Origin of the sequence: Nocardia sp. CC213A, assembly GCF_030766805.1 — a bacterium.
In the GTDB taxonomy this organism is placed as follows: domain Bacteria; phylum Actinomycetota; class Actinomycetes; order Mycobacteriales; family Mycobacteriaceae; genus Nocardia; species Nocardia otitidiscaviarum.
Window position 1 is genome coordinate 84,534 of the sequence record NZ_JASFXA010000001.1, and the last position, 22,408, is coordinate 106,941.

Consider the following 22,408-nt stretch of genomic DNA (forward strand, 5'->3'; position numbering starts at 1 on the left):
CGATCGGGCTGTGGCCCACTGCGCTGAAACTCGATTCCGCTGTGCTGAGTGCGATTCGGCTGTAGCTGGTTCCCTTGGGCTGTGCCCGGTTCGATTCCGCTGGGCACAGCGCGATTCCGCGCCCTCCGCCCCCGAATCGGACAGATCTGCCGGACAGTGCGCCGCTCCCCCGGGCGCGCTCACTCGACTCAGCCTTCGCGGACCACCAGCACCGGGCACGGGGCCAGATGCAGCAGGGCGGTGCTGGTCGAACCCAGGTTCATCCCCGCGAAACCGCCGCGGCCACGCGTGCCCACCACGACTAGCTGCGCGCCGTCGGCGTACTCGAGCAGGGCGCGGACCGGGGTGTCCCGAGCCACCACCCGCTGCACCTCGACCTCGGGGAACCGCTTGCCGAATCCGGCCAGGCATTCGGCGAGGACGGCGTCCTCGGTCTCCTGAATGCCTTCCCACGGGATGACGGGCAGGTCGTGGCCGGTGTCGTCGCTCCAGGCGTGCACCGCCACCAGGCCGACCTTGCGCCGCGAGGCCATCTCGAAGGCCATGGCCACCGCGGGCATGCTGTTCTCGCTGCCGTCCACGCCGACCACGATCGGGCGGTGCGCGGCGGTCGGATCGGTCTCCTCCGGCATGGCGGGGACGACCACGACCGGGCAGTGCGCGTGCCGGGTGAGTGAGGTGCTCACCGATCCCAGCACCGCGCGGCGCAGCGCGCCACGACCGCGATTGCCCAGCACGACCAGCCGCGCACCGCGCGACCGGCCGATGAGCGTGGTGGTGATGGGCTCGAAGATCAGTTCGGTGGTGACGGTGAGATCGCCGGGCGCGGTATGCCGCGCGATGGCGGCGGCCTCGGTGAGCACCCGATTACCGTCCTCGCGCACCCAGGCCAGTTCCGCCGCACCCAGCGAGGTGACGGGCACCTTGGAGACCGGAATGGCGTACGAGGTGATGATGTGCAGCGGGCAGCCGCGCAGATCCGCCTCCGCCGCCGCCCAGCCGACCGCCTGGTAGGAGATCGCCGAGCCGTCGACGGCGGCCAGGATGGGCGCGGGTCGCGACGCCTCGTGCGCGGTATCGGCCATGATTCCTCCCGTGGTCGGTTTGTTACACCCAGCATGCCCGGCGGGCCGGGGTGTTCCCAGGGAACAAGGTCATTCGGGTCCGGGGTCGTCCGGCCTCGTGGCCCCGGTCGCGGCCCGGTACGCCTCCAGGGCGGTCGGCAGGGTCGGGAAGATCCGGTCCGCGCCGATCCGGTCGACCAGACCCGCGGCGTCCAGGGCGTCACGCAGATCCTGTTTCACCCGCGCCATGGCGAAAACGATGCCGCGCGAATCCAATTCGGCGCACAGCTGGTCGACGGCGTCGAGCGCGGTCAGGTCGACCTCCACATTGGCCTCGGCGTTCAGCACGAACCATCGCACCGGTGTGTCCCGGCCCAGTAGCGCCACCGCCTCCAGCGCCCGGGTCCGGAAGTCCTCGGCATTGGCGAAGCACAGCGGGGCGTCGTAGCGGTAGATCACCAGTCCGGGAACGGGTTTCGCCTCCGGATAGTCGTCGATGTCGTGCATGCCGGCAAGACCGGGCACGAAGCCGAGGATGGCGTCGTGGGCGCGGGCCACGCGCCGCAGCAGATCCAGAATGGACAGCGCGATGGCGATGCCGATCCCGTAGAGGACGCCGAAGATCAGCACCGCGGCGGTGGTGCCCAGGGCCAGCACCAGCTCACTGCGCCGGAATCGGGCGAACCGGCGGAGTTCCGGATGGTCGATCAGGCGCAGCGCCGCGAACACCACGAGCGCGCCGAGTGCGGCGGTCGGGAACTCGGCCAGGATTCCACGCGCGCCGAACAGCACGATCAGCACCGCGGCCAGGGCCACCAGCGAGTACGCCTGGGTCCGCGCGCCCGCGAGATCGGCGATGGTGGTGCGCGACGCGCTACAGCTGACCGGGAAACCGTGCATCACCCCGGCGGCCAGATTGGTCGCCCCCATCGCCCCGAGTTCCCGGTTGGCGTCGACCCGCTGACCGTGCCGACCGGCGAATGCCCGTGCGGTGAGGGCATTGTCGGAGAAACCCACCAGGGCGATACCGATGGCGGGCAACACCAGCTGGGTGAGGTCCGCGGCCGCCACCCCGGCCACGCCGGGCACCGGAACACCGGGTGGGATCGCGCCCACCACCCCGATGCCGTGCTCGCTCAGCGAGAACACCGCCACCACCACCGATGCCGCCAGCACGGCCAGCAGCGGCCCGGGCGCACGCGGTGCCCAGCGGCCGAGCAGCAGCAGGGCCGACAGCACCACCGCGGCCAGAATCGTTGTCGGCCAGTGCAGATCGGAGAGATTCGCGAAGAAGGAGCGCAGCTGGCCCGGAATGGTCTCCCCGTCGACCCGCACCCCCGTCACCTTGCCGAGCTGACTGGCGATCATGATGCCCGCCGTGCCCGCGAGGTAGCCCACCAGCACCGGTTTGGACAGCAGATCGGCGAGCACCCCGAACCGTGCCAGCGATCCCACGAGGCAGATCGCGCCCACCAGCAGCGCCAGCATCGCCGCCAGCGCGGCGTATCGGCCCGGATCACCCGCCGCCAGCGGGGCCAGCGCCACGGCGGTGAGCAGTGCGGTGGTGGATTCCGGTCCCACCGACAGCTGCCGCGAGGTGCCGAGGAAGACGTAGACGGCGAGCGGCCCGAGTATCGCCCACAGTCCGGTCACGGGCGGCAGCCCGGCCACCGTCGCGTACGCCATGACCTGCGGGACCAGATAGGCCGCCACGGTCACCCCGGCCACCACGTCGGGGCGCAGCCAGGCGCGCTGGTATCCGCGGAACTGCTCGAGCCCCGGGAGGAAACGCGCCGGACCGTTGATCATCAGGGTCCGACAGTACCGCGCGGCGCGCGCGCCCGTCCCGTGTGCGCGGAAGGTGTCTCCGCGTCAGGTTCGGGCGCGATCGACGGGCTCAGCGCCGATTCCGGCCGTCCCCGTCGGCCGGGGCGGTGTGGTCGCGGGCCAGGCCGACCATGGCCAGCCCGGCCTCCCGGATCACGGTGTCGAGCTCGTCGAGAATGTCGGCCACGGTTCGCCCGGCCGCGTCCAGCCGCTCGGCGGTGACGTCGGGACGGCCCAGTTCGGATCGCATCGCGTGCAGGCGCAGGCCGATGTCGAACATCCGCCGCACGAGTCGGTCGTTGGCGTCCGCATACGCGGCCTGACTGTCGGCCAGCCGCGCCGGATCGAACTCCCCGGACAGTGGCGGTGGGATCGGGAGGGCGGCATCGGCCATCTCGACTCCTGGGTCGCGAGCGGGATCCCCCAGCCGCGCCACGGGACTCGGGAAAACGTCACGAGTATCGTACGCTGTCACCGTCTCGGACAGATGGAGTCTCGAAACGCAATTTCTTTCGCGCGCAATGAAAATCGTGCGTTTCGCCATTTTCCGGATCGGGTACGCCACAGTCCCGGGAAACGTGGAATACTTCGTGTCCCAGCAAGAATGCGTTCGCAGTTCGATGGCCGACAGAGTTTGTGGGGTATGGCCGTGCACGAGGAACTCCAGCCGCGGGAGCTGTCCACATCGGATTCGCTGCGACTGTTGAGCGGTATCCGCTTCGGCCGGGTGGTCTTCTCCCGGTACGCACTGCCCACCATCCGCCCGGTCAACCATGTCGTGGACGGCGGGATGATCGTCATCCACGCCAGTCCCGGCACCACCCTCAGCGCGGACCGCCAGGTCGTGGCCTACGAGGCGGACACCATCGACCAGGCCACCCAGTACGGCTGGTGCGTCATCGTCACCGGCACGGCCGAGGAGGTCACCGATTCCGGCGACCTCGCCCGCTACCGCCGCCTGCTGCCCACCACCCTGCCGGGTCCCCGGCACCGCATCGTCCGCATCCGCCCCGATTTCGTCACCGGCGTGGAATACGTTCCGGCCGCTCTGCTTCCGGAAGATGCCCGGCCGACCGAGGACCGCTGAATTCGGCCGCGAATTCCGACTACGCCGTGGACGGTCCGTCGAACGCGTCCAGGATCTCCTCCGCGGCCAGGGCCGGAGTGAGCGATCCGTCGCGGACCTGCTTTTCCACCTGCGTCCGGATGGCGCGTACGGCCGGATTGTCGGTCAGGCGGCGCAGCAGTTGGTCGTGCACCATATTCCAGGTCCAGTCCACCTGTTGGCGACGGCGCTTCTCGGCGAATTCCCCCGCCTCGGTGAGCACGCGGCGGTGTTCGAGCACGGTGTTCCAGAAGGTGTCGAGCCCGTTGCCCTCGAGTCCGCTCATCGTGATGACCGGTGGGTGCCACAGCGATTCGCGCGGATGGATGAGCCGCATGGCCCCGCTCAGTTCGCGGGCGGCGGCCTTAGCCTCCACCTCGTGCTTACCGTCGGCCTTGTTCACCGCGACCAGGTCGGCGAGTTCCAGCACCCCCTTCTTGATGCCCTGCAACTGGTCTCCGGTGCGGGCCAGGGTGAGGAAGCAGAACACGTCGACCATATTGGCGACGGTCACCTCGGACTGGCCGACGCCGACGGTCTCCACCAGGATCACGTCGTAGCCCGCCGCCTCCAGCAGCACGATGGTCTCGCGGGTCGCCTTGGCCACCCCGCCCAGCGTGCCCGCGGTGGGCGAGGGTCGGATGTAGGCATCGCGCTCCACCGCCAGTCGGCCCATCCGGGTCTTGTCGCCGAGGATGGAGCCGCCGGTGCGGGTGGAGGACGGGTCGACCGCCAGCACCGCCACCCGGTGCCCCTGACCGATGAGATGCATGCCCAGCGCGTCGATGAAGGTGGACTTGCCGACGCCCGGCACCCCGGTGATGCCGACTCGGTTCGACACCACCGCGTCGCTGTCGGGCGTGACCCGCAGCAGCAGTCGCTGCGCCAGTTCCCGATGGTCGGTGCGGGTGGACTCCACCAGCGTGATGGCCCGCGCCAGCGCCGCGCGCTCACCGGCGCGCACCCGGGCGGCCAGGTCGTCGACATCGATGACCCGGCGCGCCGCACCGGCCACCCCCGGTGCGCCACCGCGCGGACCCACTCCCGCCGTGGTGCCGAGCCGAGGACGCTCGGCGCCACCCTCGTTCGCGTGTGCGGCGTCGCTCATTCCGCCGCGCCGGTGCCGATCTCGTGGCCGAGCGACGCGCCCAGCTTCTTGATCAGGCCGATGGCGGCATCGGCGATGACGGTGCCCGGCGGGAAGATGGCGGCGGCACCGGCCTCGTAGAGTTCGTCGAAGTCACCGGGCGGGATGACACCGCCCACGATGACCATGATGTCGGGGCGGCCGACGTCGGCCAGCGCCTGCCGCAGCGCGGGCACCAGCGTGAGGTGACCGGCCGCCAGCGAGGAGACGCCGACGATGTGCACGTCGTTGTCCGCCGCCTGCCGGGCCACCTCCTCAGGGGTCTGGAACAGCGGGCCCACATCGACGTCCATGCCGAGGTCGGCGAAGGCGGTGGCGATCACCTTCTGTCCGCGGTCGTGGCCGTCCTGGCCCATCTTGGCGACCAGGATGCGGGGGCGGCGGCCCTCGGCCTCGGCGAACTCCTCCACCAGTGCGATGGCATCGCTGATATTGCTCACCTTGCCCGCCTCTTCCCGGTAGACGCCCGACAGGGTGCGGATCTCGGCCTGGTGGCGACCGTACACCTTCTCCAGGGCATCGGAGATCTCGCCGACGGTGGCCTTGGCGCGGGCGGCGTCGATGGCCAGGGCGAGCAGGTTGTTCTCCATGCCGCCCTCGGATGACGCCGCGGCACGGGTCAATTCGGCCAGTGCGCGTTCCACCTCACCGGAATCGCGCTCGGCGCGCAGCCGCTGGAGTTTGGCGTTCTGCTCGGCGCGCACCCGCGAGTTCTCGACCTTGAGCACCTCGATCGGAGTGTCCTCGGTGACCTGGTACTTGTTGACGCCGATCACCGGCTGCTGGCCGGTGTCGATGCGGGCCTGGGTGCGGGCGGCGGCCTCCTCGATGCGCAGCTTCGGGATGCCCTCCGAAATCGCCTGTGCCATACCGCCGTGCGCCTCGATCTCGGCGATGTGGGCGCGGGCGCGCTCGGCCAGCTGGTGGGTCAGCCACTCGACATAGTACGAACCGCCCCACGGATCGGCGGGCCGGGTGGTGTTGGACTCCTGCTGGATCAGCAGCTGGGTGTTGCGTGCGATGCGGGCCGAGAAGTCGGTCGGCAGGGCGAGGGCCTCGTCGAGGGCGTTGGTGTGCAGCGACTGGGTGTGGCCCTGGGTGGCGGCCATGGCCTCCACACAGGTGCGCGCCACATTGTTGAACACGTCCTGCGCGGTGAGCGACCAGCCCGAGGTCTGCGAGTGGGTGCGCAGCGCAAGCGATTTCGAGTTCTTCGGCTCGAACTTCGCGACCAGTTCACTCCAGAGCAGGCGGCCCGCACGGAGTTTGGCGACCTCCATGAAGAAGTTCATGCCGATGGCCCAGAAGAACGACAGGCGCGGGGCGAACTTGTCGACCTCCATACCCGCGTCGATACCCGCCTTGATGTATTCCACACCGTCGGCGAGGGTGTAGGCCAGTTCCAGATCGGCCGTCGCACCGGCTTCCTGGATGTGGTAGCCCGAGATCGAGATGGAGTTGAACTTCGGCATCTTCGCCGAGGTGTAGGCGAAGATGTCGGAGATGATCCGCATCGAGGGCTTGGGCGGATAGATGTAGGTGTTGCGGACCATGAACTCCTTCAGAATGTCGTTCTGAATGGTTCCGGCCAGCTGTTCGGGCTTGACGCCCTGCTCCTCCGCGGCCACCACGTACAGCGCCAGAATCGGCAGCACCGCGCCGTTCATGGTCATGGAGACCGAGACCTGGTCCAGCGGAATATGATCGAACAGCTCCCGCATGTCCAGGATGGAGTCGATGGCCACACCGGCCATACCCACGTCACCGGTCACGCGTGGGTGATCGGAGTCGTAGCCGCGGTGGGTGGCCAGGTCGAAGGCCACCGAGAGGCCCTTCTGCCCGGCGGCCAGGTTGCGGCGGTAGAAGGCGTTGGAGTCGGCGGCGGTGGAGAAGCCCGCGTACTGGCGGATCGTCCACGGCTGATTCACGTACATGGTCGGGTACGGGCCGCGCACGAACGGGGCGACACCGGGCACGCTGTCGAGCGGGTAGCCCGCCGCCTCCACCGCGTCACGGTCGGCGCGGGTGAAAACCGGTGGGACGTCGATACCTTCGGGGGTGGCCCAGGTGAGTTGTTCGGGCGCGTACCGATTCGCGGTCGCCGCGGCCTGGACGAAGTCCCGCACCTGCTCGCCGGTCACGGCGGCGTCGGTGGTCGATTCGAGGGGGACGTCGGCGAAATTGCCGATCAGATGCTTGATGTCGCTCATGCTGTGTCCTTTCTGGCCTGAGCGGGGCGCTGCGTGGTTACGCTGCGCTGCCTCCTCCGCGCCTGACCGCTCACGCCGGGGCTCCCAGCTTCTCCAGCAGGCCGGACAGTGCCGTCACCGCATCCATCCGCGCCGTCAGGAATCCATCCGGCCGCTGCGCGCCGGCGGCGTCGGCCACCGCTTTCTCCGCCCCGGCCAGCAGCACCGTGGTCACACCGGCCGCGCGCAGCGCGTCCACCGCCGCCGCGGCCTCCGCGCCGTAGCGGTTGTCGGAACCGCACAGCACCGCGAGAGCCACACCGGATTCCGCCACCGCGGCCGCGATGCCGTCGACGGCCAGCGCGCCCGGATTGATCGTCTCGATACCGCCAGAGGCGAGCAGGTTGGCGGCGAAGGTGACCCGCACATTGTGCTCGGCCACCGGTCCCAGCGGCACCAGCAGGGCGCGCGGACGCGATCCGTGCGCGGCCAGATAGGCGTCGGAGCGGTTGCGCAGCGCCTCGAACGCCGCGCCGTAGCTCGTCTGCGAGGTCATGGCGCGGGCCGCCTCGGACAGCGGCTGCTCGGCCAGGTTGGGGAATTCGTTCACGCCGGTGACGGCCGACCTGCGGTGCGCCACATCACCGTCACGGCGCGCCTTGGTCTCACCGACGCGCCGGGCCAGCAGACCGGATTCCAGGGCGGCCAGGTAACCTCCCGCGGCCTCCAGCTCCCGCATGAATTCCCATGCCTTGGCGGCGAGTTCGTCGGTGAGCGTTTCGACGTACCAGGAGCCCGCGCCCGGGTCCTGGACGTGGCCCAGGTGCGATTCCTCCAGCAGCAGCAGTTGGGTGTTGCGGGCCATGCGCTCGGAGAACGCCCTCGACACCTCGAGTTCCCCGGCGGGCAGCGCGTGATCGAAGGGCAGCACGGTGACGGTATCCGCGCCGCCGACGCCCGCGCCGAAGGCGGCCAGGGTGGTGCGCAGCATATTCACCCACGGGTCGCGCTGGGTCATCATGGCGGGCGATGTCACCGCCTGCTGCGGGGCATTGCCGAAGGCGGGCGCGCCACAGACCTCGGCGACTCGGGCCCAGAGCCGCCGGGCCGCACGGAATTTGGCGATGGTGGCGAACTGGTCGTCGGTGGCGGCGAAGCGGAATTCCAGCTGGCCCAGCGCATCCGCGATATCGGCGCCGGCGTCGGTGAGGGCGCGCAGATACTCCAGACCCGCCGCCACCGCCGCACCGAGTTCCTGCGCGTCGGAGGCCCCGGCTTCATGAAAGGCCACGCCGCACACCGTGATCGCACGCACGTTCTCGGGCCGCGCCACCGCGTCCTGGGCTAGCGCGATCGCGCTGTCCAGATCGAGGGCAGGGGTTCCGGCGAACAAGCTCGTCAGCGGAGACGCACCCAACCGGACCTGAATGTCCGCGCGCTCCTCGACCTGGTAGGCGTCGAGCGTCGCGTAGACCCGCGCTGCCGCCTCGGCCAGCACCGGGCCGGCGTCCAGGGTGAGCGGGGCCAATTCGAACAGCAAACCCGACAGCGCGGCGGGCAGCTGTGCCACGGGCACGCCGCCCTCCCCCACGCGGAGCCAGACGGCGCTGACGCCGTTCTCCAGTCCGAAGAGGATCTCGCGATTGGTCTCGGCCGCGTCGGTGCCGCCGAACCGCGCACCGACGTACCAGCCGCGATGCACGTCGCGGGTGCCGTCACCGCCGCGCACGAACGGGAACTCGCCCGGCAGCGGCTGCTCGGGCAGTTCGTCGCGGCGCGTGTAGAGGGGGTTGACGGTCAGACCGTCGTACGTGGTGACCGCGAGCAGCTTCTCCGGCTCGTCCGGCAGTTCCGAGACGTCCACCCTGCGGGCCTTGGCCAGCACGCCGGCGACACCCTTGCGCCAGGCGGCATACCCGGGCACCGGTCCGGTGTCCGAGTCTGAAGCGATCGGCATAGCTGCTGTTTCCTTCTCCCACACGTGCCCCGAAAGGGACCGCCCCAGCAGCGCCGAACGTCTCGTTCGCCCTGCTCAGACAGCGTTTCGGTTAACGAGCATTCCTCGTCTTGCCTTCTGATGCTAGCGGCAGGGTTGTGATTCCCGTCGCCGGGCATTCACTACCAGCCGGTAACCTGGCGCGGTGCCAACAAGCCCGCGGACCCTCCTCAGCCGACTCGGTGGATACCGAATGGTCGTGTTTGTGGTGGCCGTCGTCGCGCTCTTCGCCGTGGTCGCGCTCATTCCGCTGCCGACCGCCGCGCAGATTCGGGCCTGGGCCGATTCCTGCGGGCCGCTGCTGCCGCTGGTGTTCTTCGTCGCGCACGCCCTCGTCTGCGTGGCCCCGTTCCCCCGCACGCTGTTCACCGTCAGCGCGGGCATGCTGTTCGGGCCGATGCTCGGCCTCGGACTTGCCCTGTCGGCGTCCACCGTGAGCGCCGTACTGGCCCTGCTGCTGGTGCGCGCCCTGGACAAGGAGCGGTTGCGCGCCCGGCTCACCCATCCGACGGTACGCGCCGTCGACGCCCGGCTGGCCCGCCGCGGCTGGCTGGCGGTGGGGTCGCTGCGGCTCATCGCCTTCGCACCGTTCTCGGTGGTGAACTACTGCGCCGCACTGTCATCGGTGCGACTGACGCCGTATGTGGTGGCGAGCTTCATCGGCATCGTTCCCGGAACCGTCGGCACGGTGCTGCTCGCGGACGCGCTCACCGACCACACCCACCCCGCCCAGCTCATCGTGTCGGGTGTCTGCATCGCCGTGGGCATTATCGGACTCGCCGTCGACACCCTGCTGGCCACGCCCGAGGAGCGGCCGGACCCGGTGGCCGCTACGACTCCCCGCTGAGCGCTCTCCCACTCCGTTCGTCTGCGCCGATTGCCTTGGCGCGGCACGATATTCGGATAAGGGAGACAGCGCAGGGAGATACACATGGCACCGAGAGTCTGGCCGCTCGAGCGCGGCCACATCGTCACCTCGCCCTTCGGCCCCCGCGGCGGCGGCTACCACTGGGGCGTCGACTTCGGCTTTCCCGGCGGCTCGGCCAACCGCCCGGTCTTCGCCATGCAGGGCGGCTATGTCACCCGATCCGGACCGGCCTCCGGCTTCGGGCGCTGGGTGGTGATCGACCATCCGACCGCCGACGGCTCGGGCACCACCGTGTACGGGCACATCATCCCCGAGGTCCGCGTCGGCCGCCGCATCGAGGCGGGCCAGCGCATCGGCCTCGTCGACCCCGACCGCCGCACCAACGGCAATGTGCCCCCGCATCTGCACATCGAATGGCATCGCTCGGTCTGGACACCCCCCGGCCCCGACCGCCTCGACCCACTCCCCCTCCTCGTCGGCGCGGCCCACCCCCTCGCCGACTGGCAGCACGTCCTGACACCCTGAGCCAGGCGACGCGCCGAGATTCGAGCCGGGGCGAATCAGCTGGCCGAACCCGTTGCGCGACAGCCACACTGCGGCTTTCATCGGCCACACCGGCAGCGTGACGTAGGAGTATCCATACACCCATCCGCCCCGCCAGACCTTCCCCGACTGCGCGGTCGGGCACTGACGGCATCGATCGCCGTGTTCGTCGCCCTGATCGGCCCGGCGTGCCTGGCCCTGGCCACCCTCACCTTCGGCTCGAGCCGCCATTCGACGGGGGGACAGGCTGGTATCGCCGTACTCGGCGGCGGCGTGGTGTACATGGCGCTCGTGTGGCCGATCGCCGGGATTCGCCGATGCCACGCACAGCGCGGACTCAGGAGTGTTCATGACGGGAATGACGGCGGGGCGGCGGGTGCTGGTCGTGGGGGCGGGGATCGCCGGGTTGGCCGCGGCATTGCGGTTTCATCGGGACGGGTGGGAGGTGCTCGTCGTCGAGCGGGCCCCGGCGCGGCGTAGTGGCGGGTATCTGGTGAATCTGCACGGACCTGGGTACGACGCGGCGGAGCGGATGGGATTGGTGTCCGCGTTGGCGCAGCGCGATGCCGGGTTCTTCACCACCGTGCTCGTGCACGCGGACGGTCGCGAGAAGCTGACGGTGCCCGCGGCGATCACGGAGGCCGCGGTCGGCGCGCGGGCGGTGAGCGTGCTGCGCGGTGATGTGGAATCGGTGCTGTACGAAGCGGTGGCCGACAAGGTGCGGATCCGGTTCGCCACCACCGTGCGGGCCGTCGACGGGCACGCCGACGGGATCCGCGCCGAGCTCAGCGACGGCACCCGGATCGACGCGGACCTGTTGATCGGCGCGGACGGCGTGCACTCGGGCATTCGCGACCTCGTATTCGGCACGGGGAACGACCATCTGGTGGATATGCGCACCGTGGTCGCGGCCTTCCCGCTCGGCGCGCTGCCCGATCAGGTCCCGGCCGGTGTCGGCACCACGTACATCGGGACGGGACGTACCGCGGCGGTCATGAATCTCGGGTCCGGACGGTCCTCGGCCTTCTTCACCTACCGCAGCGCCGACCCGGAGGCCGAGGTCGCACGCGGCCCCGTCGCCGCGCTCACCGGAGCCTTCGGCGATCTGGGCGGCGGCGTCGCCGAGGCGCTCACACAACTCGAAAAAGATCCGGGCAGCGCCTATTTCGACTCCATCAGCCAGGTCACCCTCGCGGAGTGGAGCCGCCGGCGCGTGGTTCTGCTCGGTGACGCCGCCTGGTGCGTCACCGTCTTCGCGGGGTACGGGGCGGCACTGGCCCTGGACGGGGCCGACCGGCTGGGCGCGGCCGTATCCGCCCCTGGCACCGATATCGATGCGGCACTGGCGGCCTGGGAAGCCGAGCTGCGGCCCGAGGTCGTCAAACGGCAGGCACTGGCCCGCCGTGGCATGGTCCGCTACCTTCCGCCCACCCGCGCTCACGTCTGGTTGAACGAGGCGATGATGCGGGCCATCCAGCTACCCGGCCTGCGCGGCCTGGTCCGCAACGCTGTCGGCCGCGCGAACAACTAGACCGGGCACCGCAACCCACGTCTCACCCCGCGTAGGCGCGCCGTGCCCGGGATCGGCGGTCCCGGCGGCGAGCGCCCTGGGACCCGCACGCCGACGGGGGTCAGTATTCGGGAAACTGGGACGCGGCCGAAGGGTCGGCACCCTCGTCGCCGCCGATGGCACCGTGTGCGCCACCGACGCGCTGCTGCCGGTCGTGTACCGGATCTCCGACACCGTCGAGGTGTCGCGGATGGAGCCCTGGCCGGATGTCACGTCCACGCCCATCGACCGGAGCGCCGAGTGGTGCGAACGGAATTCGGCACGGTCGCGGGCCGATCGGGGCTACGGCTCGCCCCAGCGTTCGGCGTCGTTGGCGGCGAGGACGCGACGTAGCAGGTCGGTGAGGGCCTGCTGTTCCGCCGAGGTGAGGGCGTCGAGGAAACCCTCCTGGGACTGCGCCGCCACCGGCTGAAGTTCCCTGACCATGTCGGCGCCCGCGTCGGTGAGCGCGATCTTGTTGCGGCGACGGTCGGCAGGATCCTGTGCCCTGGTCACCAGGCCGCGACGTTGTAGTTCGTCGATGTGGCCGACGAGGTGGCTCTTGTCGAGGTCGAGCGCATCGGCGAGTTGCTGCTGGGACAGCGGACCGAAGTCGTCCAGGGCGCTGAGCACGGCCTGATGGCCCAGCCGCAAACCCCGTTCGGCCAACTCGGCCTCCAGCCGCTGCCGCCCGAACTTCGATACCTGCGAGGCCAGATACGACGGCTGGGCGAGCAAGGACGGCGGACGCTGCCGATGGACTGCCATTCAGCGATCATAGCGACGCACATACTGTTGCATGACGCTACTATTGCATCAGTCCACGATAAAGGAATGCTCATGAACAAAACCGCCCACTCGCCCGACCGATCGGCCCGCACCCTGCTGACCGGGCCAGCACCCCGCCCCCTCGTCGACGGTGCGCTCCTCCTGCTCCGCCTGGCACTGGCTGTGATCTTCTTCGCCCACGGCTGGGACACCCTCACCAACCTCGGCGTTGCGGGCACGATCGAGCTGCAGCGCGCGTCCGGAATCCCCCTGCCGGAACTGACTGGCCCATACACGGTGTTCGCCGAACTGATCGGCGGCCCCCTCCTCGCGCTCGGCGCACTCACCCGCACCGCCGCCGCGGCATTGACCGTCGTCATGCTCGGCGCCATCGCCTTCGTCCACGCGCCGTACGGACTCTTCGTCGAGAACGGCGGCATCGAACTGACTCTCGTCCTCGCCGCCGCCAGCCTCCAGCTCACCGTCCAGGGTTCCGGCCGCTTCGGCGTCGACGGCCTACTCGCGCGGCCCCAAACCCCGGCATGATCCCGAACCGCCGCACCATCCTGACCGCACTCGGCATCGGCCTGGCGACGACCGCGTGCGGAACCAACCGCCCGACCGTGGCGACCCCCGCCTGCGTCCTCACTCCCGAGAGCACCGAGGGTCCCTACTACGTCGATACCGCTCCGGTCCGCACCGACATCCGCGACAACCGACCCGGCGTCCCCCTGACCCTGCGTATCACCATTCTCGACGCGACCACCTGCACCCCACTCCCGACCGCCACCGTCGACATCTGGCACGCCGACGCCCACGGCACCTACTCCGGCATCACCGACACCGGGAAATTCCTTCGAGGCGCCCAACCCACCGACCCCACCGGAACCGCCACCTTCACCACGATCTTCCCCGGCTGGTACGACAACCGCACGGTCCACATCCACGTGAAGGTGCGCCTGGCAACCCGCGAGATCCACACCGGCCAGCTGTATTTCGACGATGAGATCACCCAGACGATCGCCACCGTTGCCCCCTACGCGGACCGCGCCGAACCCCGCACCCGCAACACCGAGGACTTCCTCTTCCGTCGCGGTAACGCCCTGGTACCGACAAGCGGTAACACCACCACCGGCTACCGAGCCGAGATCATCCTCGGCGTCCAGCGCTGACGCCGGTTCGACGGGCGGGTGTGGCCCGCCCGTCGAACGTGCGGGGGCGCGATATCCAGGTGTTGGCGCGGGCGCTCGATGATATCGCTTACGCACTGCGGCTCAGCGCGCATGGACCCGCGTCTCGCCCCGCGTAGGCGCGGCATGCCCAGGATCGGCGGTCCCCGGCAGTGAGTGCCCTGGGACCCGCGCGCCGACGAAGTCAGTATTCGGGTAACCGAGACACGGCGGAAAGGTCGGCACCCATGCGAATTCCCCTGCGCTATCTATTGATCGCCGCGACGGCGACCCTGACCATATCGTGCTCCGCGCAACCGGCGGAACGAGAGGTATTCGATCGGTATGTGGTTCCGGGTGACCGGGCTTTCCCATCCGGACTCGCCTACGACCGCGCCTCCGGGCACTTCTTCGTGGGCAGTGCCGCAGACGGGACGATTTACCGGGGCCATGTGCACGAGCCCCGGCTCGAGGTCTGGTCGCCCGCCGGCGTCGACGGCCGCAGCGCCACCGCGGGGATGGTCCTCGATCCGGCCGGTCGTCTGTTCGTCAATGGCGGCGGTACCGGCACCGCCCGGGTCTACGACGCCGTCGACGGCCGACTGCTGGCCGAATTGCGCGGACTCGACGGCGGTTTCGTCAACGAGGTCACCATCGCCGCCGATGGCACCGCCTACGCCACCGACTCGCTGCTGCCGGTCGTGTACCGGATCACCGACACCGGCGGATCCTGGCGCATGGAGCCCTGGCTGGATGTCACGTCCACGCCCGTCGACTGGATCGCCGAGCGGCACAACCTCAACGGCATCCTCGCGATCGGCGACCATCTGCTCACGGTGCAGAGTTCCACCGGGCAGTTGTGGCGCATAGACCGGCACAGCGGACGGACCGTCGAGGTGGACCTCGGCGGGCAGGCCCTGCCCAGCGGGGACGCGGTGGTCTCCGACGACGGCCGCCGGATCTACGTCACGCAGGGAAATCTCTACGCCGACAGCGCCGCCCAGCCACGGGTGGCGGTGCTGGATATGAGTCCCGACCTGTCGAGCGGCCGGATCGTCGACGGCCTGGTGCCATCGGACGGATTCCTGCACCCCAGCCAGGCCGCGCTGACCGAGCGGGGCCGCCTGCTGGTGGTCAACAGCCAGTACAACCGGTTCGCCGCGGGCCTGCCGCCCACGGCGCTGCCGTTCACGATCTCCAGCCTGGACCTGCCGGGCGCGGACTGACGGATGGACCCCTCTGCTCGCGGTGCACCGAAACCACCTGCGGCAGGGAGAAACTCGGCGATGTCCCGCGGGCCCGGCGAGCGCGCCGACTCCGGCAACCGGGGCTCGCCGGATGGCGGCGGTGGCCGGAACCTCGGCACCGGCCACCGCCACGCGCTCACGCGCGGATGACACACTCCAGGACGTCGGGCACATCGGTCATGATGCCGCCCACTCCGACATCGATGAGCCGCCGCATATTCCGCGTATCGTTCACCACGTAGGCGAAGACCTCCAGTCCGCGGGCGCGGGCCAGTGCCAGATAGTCGGCGTCCACATCGTCGGCGGAGATGTGCACCATGCCACTGTGTTCGGCGAGGGCATCCAGTTCGTTCGCCGTGGGCCGACGCTGGCTGAGTCCGCCGAGCGGGATATCCGGTTCCAGTGCGCGGAACTCGCGCAGGAATTCCCAGTCCAGGCTCTGCACCATGAGACGCCGCCGATCCGGGGCCGTTTCCGTCCAGCCCGGCACCGCCCGCAGCTCCCGCGAGACGAGTTCGGCAACACCGTCTTTCGCGTCGGTGAGTTTGACTTCGAGCAGTAGTCCGGCGGGCCCGCCGCCGAGCGTGCGCAGCACCTCCCCGAGTTCGGGAACGGGTTCACCGGCATAGGCGGGCGCGAACCAGGAGCCCGCGTCCAGCGTGCGGATCTCGGCCAGGGTGAACTCCGCCACCCGCCAGGGCGCGCGGTCCGGATACCGTGCGGCGGCATCGGTGGTGCGTTCCAGGGTGTCGTCGCGAATGACCACGAGCCGGTCGTCGGCGGTGCGGCGCACATCGAGTTCGACCATGGTGGCACCCTGTTCGGCGGCCAATCGCGTTGCCGCCACGGTGTTCTCGGGTGCGTACGCGGACGCGCCGCGATGGGCGACGGTGGCCGGGGGCGTGTCCTGCGCGGCCGCCGGCGCTCCGGTCGCGGCGAGCGCCAAGCCGGTGACCAGCGCCAGGAGATGTCTGTACATGGTGGCGTTCCTCGGCTCGGGTTACAGGGAGGTGGTCAGTCCGCCGTCGACCAGCACCGACGTGCCGGTCATATAGGCGAGATCGTCGGAGGCGAGGGCGAGGGCGAGGGCCGCCCGGGCGAGGTCCTCCGGCTCGCCGATGCGCTTGATCGCGGGCAGGTTCCGCTGCGCCCAGTCCCGCTTGTACGCGGCCCAGTCCCGCTGCGGATCGGTCGGCTGCACCGCCCGCCACAGGCGGGTGTCCACCGCCCCGGGTGCCAGCACATTGATCCGAATCCCCTGTGCCGCATAGTCCATACTCGCGGCCTGGGCCAGCGCCAGCACCGCGCGCTTGGTGGCGGCGTAGGCCGATCCGCCCGGTCGGGTGGCCACCTCGTGCAGCGATCCGGTGATGATGATGACGCCGCCGCCGCGCGCCAGCAGATGCGGGATCTGCGACCGCATCGCCAGATAGACGCCGCGCACATTGGTGTTCTGCATATCGTCCCATTCGGCGGGATCGGTCTCGTGCAGCGGCCGGAACCAGTTGATTCCGGCATTGTCGAATGCGATGTCGAGCCCCCCGTACCGGTCCACCACGGCGGTGGTGAAGTTCTCGACCTGCTCGGCCTCCCGCACATCCGCGCGCACGTACAGCGCCTCCCCGCCCGCCGCGCGAATCTCGGCCTCCACCTTGGCCCCTTCCTCGGTCCGCCGCCCGCAGAAACCGACACGCGCACCCTCGCGCGCGAACGCGATGGCGGCCGCCCGCCCGATTCCCGAGGTGGCCCCGGTAATGGCAACTACTTTTCCGGCGAAGCGTCCCGGCCGCTCCCCGGTCGCATCGGCCGCGGCCCAGCCCCCCGCCACCCCCGCCACTCCGGTACCCGCCGCCGCCAAGCCGTACAGCATGGACCGCCGACTGACCCCTGTCCCCCGCTGCTCATCCGCACTCATATCAACCTCCAGCTCGTTCCCGCCACCGGCTCCGGCGGCCACCCCATGGTGTGGCAGCCCGAATCCCGACGGCAGGGCGCGAACTGGCGAGGACCCCCGGTCCTGGTCACCCCATGACCAGGTAGGACCGATGACCGAGACAGCGGCAGGACCACCCGGGCGACAACGGCCGCCGACGCGCCGACCGGGTACGCGAACGCGACGATCATCCCGGAGCCGCGGCCGACGGGCACGGCTGGCGCGTGGGAATCCCGAGCACAGCACCGGACCCGGTCACCCCCGCGCGTGGGAATCCCGAACACAGCACCGAGCCCGGTCGCCCCCGCCGCGCGCGGCAATCCCGAGCACAGCACCGTACCTGGCCGACCCCGCTGGCGGGATGACATACGCCGACACCCCTCCGGCGCCCGTGACCGTGCCGGTACCGGAGCATCCGTGCGCGGCGGCCCCGAGAGCCGCCGCCGATGGACCGCGCCCGGCGGAGGGGCCGGTCGAACTCGTCACGGCCGACGAGCGCATCCGCGGGGATCGGGTGCCCGGTCAACGCCGCGAACGGCGCTGCCGCATCGGCCGTCGGCTGTCAGTCGCACACCGCCCCGTTGGACGCCGAGCCCACCAGCTTCGCGTACTTCGCGAGCACCCCACGCGTATACCGAGGCGGCAGCGGCTCCCATCCCCGTGCCCGCTGCCTCAGCTCGGCGTCGTCCACGAGCAGGTCGAGCCGGCCGTCCGCCACATCGAGCCGGATGCGGTCGCCGTCGCGCACGAAGGCGATCGGCCCGCCGTCCACCGCCTCCGGAGCGACGTGGCCCACGCACAGCCCGGTGGTGCCGCCGGAGAAGCGCCCGTCGGTCAGCAGCAGAACGTCCTTGCCCAGTCCCGCGCCCTTGATGGCCGCGGTGATGGCCAGCATCTCCCGCATGCCCGGACCACCCTTGGGGCCCTCGTAGCGGATCACCACCACGTCGCCCGCCGCGATGGTGCCGTCCTCGAGGGCGTCCATGGCGGCCCGCTCCCGATCGAAAACCCGTGCGGTGCCCTCGAATACGGAGGAGTCGAACCCGGCCGACTTGACCACCGCCCCGCCCGGGGCAAGCGATCCGCGCAGAATCGTGATGCCGCCGGTGGGATGGATCGGAGATCCCATGGCCCGCACCACCTTACCGTCCGGGTCCGGCGGCGCGATGGCCGCCAGATTCTCCGCCACCGTCTTCCCGGTGACGGTCAGGCAGTCCCCGTGGAGCAGCCCCGCGTCCAGCAGCGCCTTCATCATGACCGGCACCCCGCCGATGCGGTCCACGTCCGTCATCACATGTCGGCCGAAGGGTTTTACGTCGGCCAGATGCGGCACCCGCCGCCCGACCCGGGCGAAGTCGTCCAGGGTGAGGTCCACATCCGCCTCGTGCGCGATTGCGAGCAGATGCAGCACCGCATTGGTGGATCCACCGAACGCCATCACCACCGCGATGGCGTTCTCGAAGGCTTCCCGGGTCATGATGTCGCGGGCGGTGATGCCCCGCCGGATCAGATCCACCACGGCCTCGCCGCTGCGCCGCGCGTAGCCGTCGCGGCGGCGGTCGGTCGCGGGCGGGGCGGCGCTGCCGGGCAGCGACATGCCGAGCGCCTCGGCGGCGCTCGCCATGGTGTTGGCGGTGTACATGCCGCCGCATGCCCCCTCTCCGGGGCAGATGGCGCGTTCGATGGCGTCCACGTCGGCTCGGCTCATGAGTCCGCGCGAGCAGGCGCCCACCGCCTCGAAGGCGTCGATGATGGTGACCTCGCGCTCGCTGCCGTCGGAGAGTTTCGCGATACCGGGCAGGATCGATCCGGCGTAGAGGAAGACGCTGGCCAGGTCCAGCCGCGCGGCGGCCATGAGCATGCCGGGCAGCGATTTGTCGCAGCCCGCCAGCAGGACCGAGCCGTCGAGCCGTTCGGCCTGCATCACGGTCTCCACGCTGTCGGCGATCACCTCGCGCGACACCAGGGAGAAGTGCATGCCCTCATGGCCCATGGAGATGCCGTCGGAGACCGAGATGGTGCCGAACTGCATCGGGAAACCGCCGCCGGCGAAGACGCCGTCCTTGCAGCCGCGGGCGAGACGGTCCAGGGAGAGGTTGCAGGGCGTGATCTCGTTCCAGGACGACGCCACGCCGATCTGGGGTTTGTCCCAGTCGTCGTCGCCCATGCCCACCGCACGCAGCATGCCGCGGGCGGCGGTCCGTTCCAGCCCGTCGGTGACGTCGCGACTGCGGGGTTTGATGTCCGGGGTGTTCTGCTGATCGGCCACGGTTCCCCATCATCCACCCTGCGGCCGCCGAGTCGCGCCAGCACGCCCCGGTGCGCCGACGACGAAGGTCCCGCCGCGCCACACCGCGCGAAACGGGACCTCTGTCGATGTGTCGTGCCCATCGGCACCACGCTGCCGGTCGGCGCTGGTGCCGACCGGCCGTAAGCGGGGCCTACCGATCAGAAGTACGCGCCGCAGACCGGCCAGGCGCCGATGCCCTGGGTGGCGAGCACGTTCTCGGCCACGCGGATCTGCTCCTCGCGGCTGGCGTTGTGGGCGTAGCCGCTGCCGCCGTTGGCGAGCCAGGTGCTCTGGCTGAACTGCAGGCCGCCGTAGTAGCCGTTGCCGGTGTTGATCGACCAGTTGCCGCCGCTCTCACACTGCGCGACGGCGTCCCAGTTGCCGCTGTAGGCGGAGGCGGTAGCAGTCGAAACACCGAACGGGACAGCGGCGAGCGCGCCCAGCACGGCGGTGGTACCAGCGATACGGGTGAACTTGCGGTTCCGAAGCATGTGATATTCCTGCCTGCGCCCAGCCGCCCGGTGAATTCGCACTACCGGGTCCCCGTCCCCAGGGAATGTCTTGGTGAATCTCGACCGCGGGAGGGGGTTACCGGTGTACGGCGGTTCGAGTCCGACTCAGCCTTCGCCCGAGCCGTCGACGACCATAACGGAACAATCACGATGGATCACGGACCGATAACTCGCATTTGACTTGCGTGACGCTCGAACCTGATCTCCGTTTATGCAGATGATCGCGCGGGTCGCGCTTAATTACATTCCCGTAGTTAATAAACCACAATGTGTTCGAGGTCACCGAAATGCGGTGATAACGATCTCGAGGTCAACCCGCGGAGGGCTTCCCAACAGCCGTCTCAGACGCTATCGTACTGGCAGTACCGCATACCGGCGGTACTCGCTCAACGAGGTGCGCCATGACCACCACATATCCCCAGACCAGGCGGATCAGGTTCCGCTTCGGCGATCCGGAACCGATGTCGAAGTACTACGCGGGCGGCGACATCGTGTTCAGCCACTTCATCGCAGGTCTCTCGGCGGGGTTCCCGCCCGGCGAGGAATCGTTCATCCGCTCGGTCCGCAAGTTCGCCGACCACATCACCGACCCGGGCCTGAAGAAGCGGGTAGCCGGGTTCATCGGCCAGGAAGCGATGCACGGGCAGGAACACCGGCGGCTCAACGGCAAGCTCGCCGAGCTGGGCTATCCCGTCGAGTGGTACGACTCCCCCGCCGCCGTCGAGCGCCTGCGCCGCATCGAGCAGCGGCTGCCCGACCTGGTACATCTGGCGAGCACCGCGGCGGCCGAGCACTACACCACCGTGCTCGCCACCCGGGTGCTGACCCGGCCCGAACTCCAGGAGCTCGCGGGCGACCCCGAGGTGCGCAACCTGTTGAACTGGCACGCGGTCGAGGAGATCGAGCACAAATCGGTCGCCTTCGACGTGTACCGGGCCGTGGGTGGCAGCGAACGGATGCGCATCGCCACCATGGCCACCGTGCTGGCGCTCACCCTGCCGCTCACCACGGTGGGCCTGATCCTGTCGCTGCGCCGCGACGACTACGCGCGAGCGCATCCGGCCCGGCTGGCCCGCGAGGCGTACACGCTGTTCACCGGGCCGCTGCTGCGCGGTCTGGGCCGCGAACTCGCCCAGTACCTGCGTCCGGGCTTCCATCCCGACGACAACGACACCACCGCACTACTGGATCGCTGGCGGGCCGAATTGTTCGGCGACACCGGCGTTCTCAGCGATCACCTGCGCTAGCGGGCTCGGCGGACCGCTCGGAACACCGCCGCGAATCAACGGAGATTCATCATGAGCAGATCCACGCTTCCCACCCGCACCACCGGTGCGCCCCCGGTGCGCCGCATGCGATTCCGGTTCGGCGAGCCCGAACCCATGAGCAAGCATTTCGCCGACGGCGATATCGTGCTCAGCCATTTGACGGCACTGCTGTCGGCGGCCTTCCCACCCGGTGAGGATTCCTTCGTGCGTTCGGTGCGGCGGGTGTCCGGACGGATCGACGATCCGGCGCTCAAGAAGCGCGCCGCCGGCTTCATCGGTCAGGAGGCCATGCACGGACAGCAGCATCGGCTGCTCAACGACCAGTTGGTCCGGATGGGCTACGTGCTGGTCCGGGTGCCGAACTTCGCGCCGGGCAGCCGCCGGGAGCGAGCCCTGATCCGCGCCGAGCGGCTGCTGCCCGCCCACGTCCACCTGGCGGCCACCGCGGCGGCCGAGCACTTCACCAGCATGCTGGCACGGCGCGTGCTGACCAGCCCGGAACTCCAGGAGATCGCCACCGCGAGTCCGGAGGTGCGGAATCTGCTGAACTGGCATGCGCTGGAGGAGCTCGAGCACAAGTCGGTCGCCTTCGACGTCTACCGCGCCACCGGCGGCGGTGAGGCGGTGCGGATCGGCGTCATGACCATCCCGTATGTGGGGATCATCCCCTTCATGGCGCTGGCGGTGGGCCTGTCCATCCTCACCGACCCGCAGGGCTGGCGGCCGGTCACGGTCACCCGCCAAGCCGTCGGCGTGCTGCGCGGCCCCCTGGTCAAAGGGCTGCTCGCCGAGATCCGGGAGTACCTCAAGCCCGGCTTCCATCCCGACGACCTCGATACCGAACCCCTGGTCCAGCAGTGGCAGCGGGAGCTGTTCGGCGACGACGGCCTGCTGCTCGACCGGGTCCGCTGACCCACCGAACGCCGGAGAGGA

The 22,408-nt window shown here is 69.9% G+C and carries 20 protein-coding genes; 9 read left to right on the forward strand and 11 right to left on the reverse strand.

Annotation, left to right across the window (positions count from 1 at the left end; translation table 11 throughout):
• Positions 1 to 188: 188 nt before the first annotated feature.
• The 3 genes from QJS31_RS00445 to QJS31_RS00455 form a co-directional block, all read right to left on the reverse strand.
• Positions 189 to 1,085, reverse strand: coding sequence for a universal stress protein (locus QJS31_RS00445; RefSeq protein WP_306355680.1), 897 nt, complete (start codon positions 1,083 to 1,085; stop codon positions 189 to 191).
• Between the two features lie 69 nt (positions 1,086 to 1,154).
• Positions 1,155 to 2,873, reverse strand: coding sequence for a SulP family inorganic anion transporter (locus QJS31_RS00450; protein ID WP_306355681.1), 1,719 nt, complete (start codon positions 2,871 to 2,873; stop codon positions 1,155 to 1,157).
• Positions 2,874 to 2,961: 88 nt separating this feature from the next.
• Complete coding sequence (locus QJS31_RS00455; protein ID WP_282783894.1) at positions 2,962 to 3,285, reverse strand: hypothetical protein; 324 nt, start codon at positions 3,283 to 3,285, stop codon at positions 2,962 to 2,964.
• 249 nt (positions 3,286 to 3,534) lie between these two features.
• Here QJS31_RS00455 and QJS31_RS00460 point away from each other — a divergent pair, with 249 nt between their 5' ends.
• A complete protein-coding gene (locus QJS31_RS00460) occupies positions 3,535 to 3,978 on the forward strand; it encodes a pyridoxamine 5'-phosphate oxidase family protein (protein WP_282783896.1) in 444 nt (147 codons plus the stop codon).
• Positions 3,979 to 3,997: 19 nt separating this feature from the next.
• Here the strand turns inward: QJS31_RS00460 and meaB are convergent, their stop codons facing one another.
• The 3 genes from meaB to QJS31_RS00475 all read right to left on the reverse strand — a co-directional run bounded on the left by meaB (position 3,998) and on the right by QJS31_RS00475 (position 9,289).
• A complete protein-coding gene (meaB, locus tag QJS31_RS00465; protein WP_306355682.1) occupies positions 3,998 to 5,104 on the reverse strand; it encodes a methylmalonyl Co-A mutase-associated GTPase MeaB in 1,107 nt (368 codons plus the stop codon).
• Positions 5,101 to 7,353, reverse strand: a complete 2,253-nt coding sequence (gene scpA / locus QJS31_RS00470; protein ID WP_306355683.1) for a methylmalonyl-CoA mutase — start codon at positions 7,351 to 7,353, stop codon at positions 5,101 to 5,103. Before scpA ends, meaB begins: the two co-directional genes overlap by 4 nt.
• 70 nt (positions 7,354 to 7,423) lie before the next feature.
• Positions 7,424 to 9,289, reverse strand: coding sequence for a methylmalonyl-CoA mutase family protein (locus tag QJS31_RS00475; RefSeq protein ID WP_306355684.1), 1,866 nt, complete (start codon positions 9,287 to 9,289; stop codon positions 7,424 to 7,426).
• 232 nt (positions 9,290 to 9,521) lie between these two features.
• On the opposite strand from QJS31_RS00475, the gene QJS31_RS00480 reads away from it, so the two are divergent.
• The 3 genes from QJS31_RS00480 to QJS31_RS00490 all read left to right on the forward strand — a co-directional run bounded on the left by QJS31_RS00480 (position 9,522) and on the right by QJS31_RS00490 (position 12,270).
• Entirely contained in the window at positions 9,522 to 10,175 is a 654-nt protein-coding gene (locus QJS31_RS00480; protein ID WP_282785389.1) for a TVP38/TMEM64 family protein, read from the forward strand.
• Positions 10,176 to 10,259: 84 nt separating this feature from the next.
• Positions 10,260 to 10,721, forward strand: coding sequence for a M23 family metallopeptidase (locus QJS31_RS00485; protein WP_282785390.1), 462 nt, complete (start codon positions 10,260 to 10,262; stop codon positions 10,719 to 10,721).
• 367 nt (positions 10,722 to 11,088) lie between these two features.
• A complete protein-coding gene (locus QJS31_RS00490) occupies positions 11,089 to 12,270 on the forward strand; it encodes an FAD-dependent oxidoreductase (protein ID WP_306355685.1) in 1,182 nt (393 codons plus the stop codon).
• Between the two features lie 321 nt (positions 12,271 to 12,591).
• Here QJS31_RS00490 and QJS31_RS00495 read toward each other — a convergent pair whose 3' ends face one another.
• The gene (locus QJS31_RS00495) at positions 12,592 to 13,056 is read right to left on the reverse strand and encodes a MarR family winged helix-turn-helix transcriptional regulator (RefSeq protein WP_306355686.1); all 465 of its coding nucleotides are present in this window, start codon (positions 13,054 to 13,056) and stop codon (positions 12,592 to 12,594) included.
• A gap of 72 nt (positions 13,057 to 13,128) precedes the next feature.
• On the opposite strand from QJS31_RS00495, the gene QJS31_RS00500 reads away from it, so the two are divergent.
• From QJS31_RS00500 to QJS31_RS00510, 3 genes are all read left to right on the forward strand, one after another.
• The gene (locus QJS31_RS00500) at positions 13,129 to 13,602 is read left to right on the forward strand and encodes a DoxX family protein (RefSeq protein WP_306355687.1); all 474 of its coding nucleotides are present in this window, start codon (positions 13,129 to 13,131) and stop codon (positions 13,600 to 13,602) included.
• Complete coding sequence (locus tag QJS31_RS00505; protein ID WP_306355688.1) at positions 13,599 to 14,228, forward strand: intradiol ring-cleavage dioxygenase; 630 nt, start codon at positions 13,599 to 13,601, stop codon at positions 14,226 to 14,228. The genes QJS31_RS00500 and QJS31_RS00505 overlap by 4 nt, the downstream gene beginning before the upstream one ends.
• A 245-nt stretch (positions 14,229 to 14,473) precedes the next feature.
• Positions 14,474 to 15,451 (forward strand): SMP-30/gluconolactonase/LRE family protein, encoded by a 978-nt coding sequence (locus QJS31_RS00510; RefSeq protein WP_306355689.1) that lies wholly within the window; start codon positions 14,474 to 14,476, stop codon positions 15,449 to 15,451.
• Between the two features lie 157 nt (positions 15,452 to 15,608).
• Here QJS31_RS00510 and QJS31_RS00515 read toward each other — a convergent pair whose 3' ends face one another.
• From QJS31_RS00515 to QJS31_RS00530, 4 genes are all read right to left on the reverse strand, one after another.
• Positions 15,609 to 16,451: a glycerophosphodiester phosphodiesterase family protein gene (locus QJS31_RS00515; protein ID WP_306355690.1), complete on the reverse strand. Its 843-nt coding sequence runs from the start codon at positions 16,449 to 16,451 to the stop codon at positions 15,609 to 15,611.
• Between the two features lie 21 nt (positions 16,452 to 16,472).
• A complete protein-coding gene (locus QJS31_RS00520) occupies positions 16,473 to 17,387 on the reverse strand; it encodes an SDR family NAD(P)-dependent oxidoreductase (RefSeq protein ID WP_306355691.1) in 915 nt (304 codons plus the stop codon).
• 580 nt (positions 17,388 to 17,967) lie between these two features.
• Complete coding sequence (gene ilvD / locus QJS31_RS00525; protein WP_282783461.1) at positions 17,968 to 19,674, reverse strand: dihydroxy-acid dehydratase; 1,707 nt, start codon at positions 19,672 to 19,674, stop codon at positions 17,968 to 17,970.
• Positions 19,675 to 19,853: 179 nt separating this feature from the next.
• Positions 19,854 to 20,186: a transglycosylase family protein gene (locus tag QJS31_RS00530; protein WP_282783459.1), complete on the reverse strand. Its 333-nt coding sequence runs from the start codon at positions 20,184 to 20,186 to the stop codon at positions 19,854 to 19,856.
• Positions 20,187 to 20,608: 422 nt separating this feature from the next.
• Here QJS31_RS00530 and QJS31_RS00535 point away from each other — a divergent pair, with 422 nt between their 5' ends.
• Complete coding sequence (locus QJS31_RS00535) at positions 20,609 to 21,454, forward strand: metal-dependent hydrolase (protein ID WP_306355692.1); 846 nt, start codon at positions 20,609 to 20,611, stop codon at positions 21,452 to 21,454.
• Positions 21,455 to 21,505: 51 nt separating this feature from the next.
• On the forward strand, positions 21,506 to 22,387 hold the full coding sequence (locus tag QJS31_RS00540) for a metal-dependent hydrolase (protein ID WP_282783457.1): 882 nt from the start codon (positions 21,506 to 21,508) through the stop codon (positions 22,385 to 22,387).
• The last annotated feature ends 21 nt before the right edge of the window (positions 22,388 to 22,408 follow it).

Excerpts from the sequence above, each read along its gene's own strand:
- QJS31_RS00445 (WP_306355680.1), bottom strand. The coding sequence starts at position 1,085 with ATGGCCGATACCGCGCACGAGGCGTCGCGACCCGCGCCCATCCTGGCC.
- QJS31_RS00450 (WP_306355681.1), bottom strand. The coding sequence starts at position 2,873 with ATGATCAACGGTCCGGCGCGTTTCCTCCCGGGGCTCGAGCAGTTCCGC.
- QJS31_RS00455 (WP_282783894.1), bottom strand. The coding sequence starts at position 3,285 with ATGGCCGATGCCGCCCTCCCGATCCCACCGCCACTGTCCGGGGAGTTC.
- QJS31_RS00460 (WP_282783896.1), top strand. The coding sequence starts at position 3,535 with ATGGCCGTGCACGAGGAACTCCAGCCGCGGGAGCTGTCCACATCGGAT.
- meaB (WP_306355682.1), bottom strand. The coding sequence starts at position 5,104 with ATGAGCGACGCCGCACACGCGAACGAGGGTGGCGCCGAGCGTCCTCGG.
- scpA (WP_306355683.1), bottom strand. The coding sequence starts at position 7,353 with ATGAGCGACATCAAGCATCTGATCGGCAATTTCGCCGACGTCCCCCTC.
- QJS31_RS00475 (WP_306355684.1), bottom strand. The coding sequence starts at position 9,289 with ATGCCGATCGCTTCAGACTCGGACACCGGACCGGTGCCCGGGTATGCC.
- QJS31_RS00480 (WP_282785389.1), top strand. The coding sequence starts at position 9,522 with ATGGTCGTGTTTGTGGTGGCCGTCGTCGCGCTCTTCGCCGTGGTCGCG.
- QJS31_RS00485 (WP_282785390.1), top strand. The coding sequence starts at position 10,260 with ATGGCACCGAGAGTCTGGCCGCTCGAGCGCGGCCACATCGTCACCTCG.
- QJS31_RS00490 (WP_306355685.1), top strand. The coding sequence starts at position 11,089 with ATGACGGGAATGACGGCGGGGCGGCGGGTGCTGGTCGTGGGGGCGGGG.
- QJS31_RS00495 (WP_306355686.1), bottom strand. The coding sequence starts at position 13,056 with ATGGCAGTCCATCGGCAGCGTCCGCCGTCCTTGCTCGCCCAGCCGTCG.
- QJS31_RS00500 (WP_306355687.1), top strand. The coding sequence starts at position 13,129 with ATGAACAAAACCGCCCACTCGCCCGACCGATCGGCCCGCACCCTGCTG.
- QJS31_RS00505 (WP_306355688.1), top strand. The coding sequence starts at position 13,599 with ATGATCCCGAACCGCCGCACCATCCTGACCGCACTCGGCATCGGCCTG.
- QJS31_RS00510 (WP_306355689.1), top strand. The coding sequence starts at position 14,474 with ATGCGAATTCCCCTGCGCTATCTATTGATCGCCGCGACGGCGACCCTG.
- QJS31_RS00515 (WP_306355690.1), bottom strand. The coding sequence starts at position 16,451 with ATGTACAGACATCTCCTGGCGCTGGTCACCGGCTTGGCGCTCGCCGCG.
- QJS31_RS00520 (WP_306355691.1), bottom strand. The coding sequence starts at position 17,387 with ATGAGTGCGGATGAGCAGCGGGGGACAGGGGTCAGTCGGCGGTCCATG.
- QJS31_RS00530 (WP_282783459.1), bottom strand. The coding sequence starts at position 20,186 with ATGCTTCGGAACCGCAAGTTCACCCGTATCGCTGGTACCACCGCCGTG.
- QJS31_RS00535 (WP_306355692.1), top strand. The coding sequence starts at position 20,609 with ATGACCACCACATATCCCCAGACCAGGCGGATCAGGTTCCGCTTCGGC.
- QJS31_RS00540 (WP_282783457.1), top strand. The coding sequence starts at position 21,506 with ATGAGCAGATCCACGCTTCCCACCCGCACCACCGGTGCGCCCCCGGTG.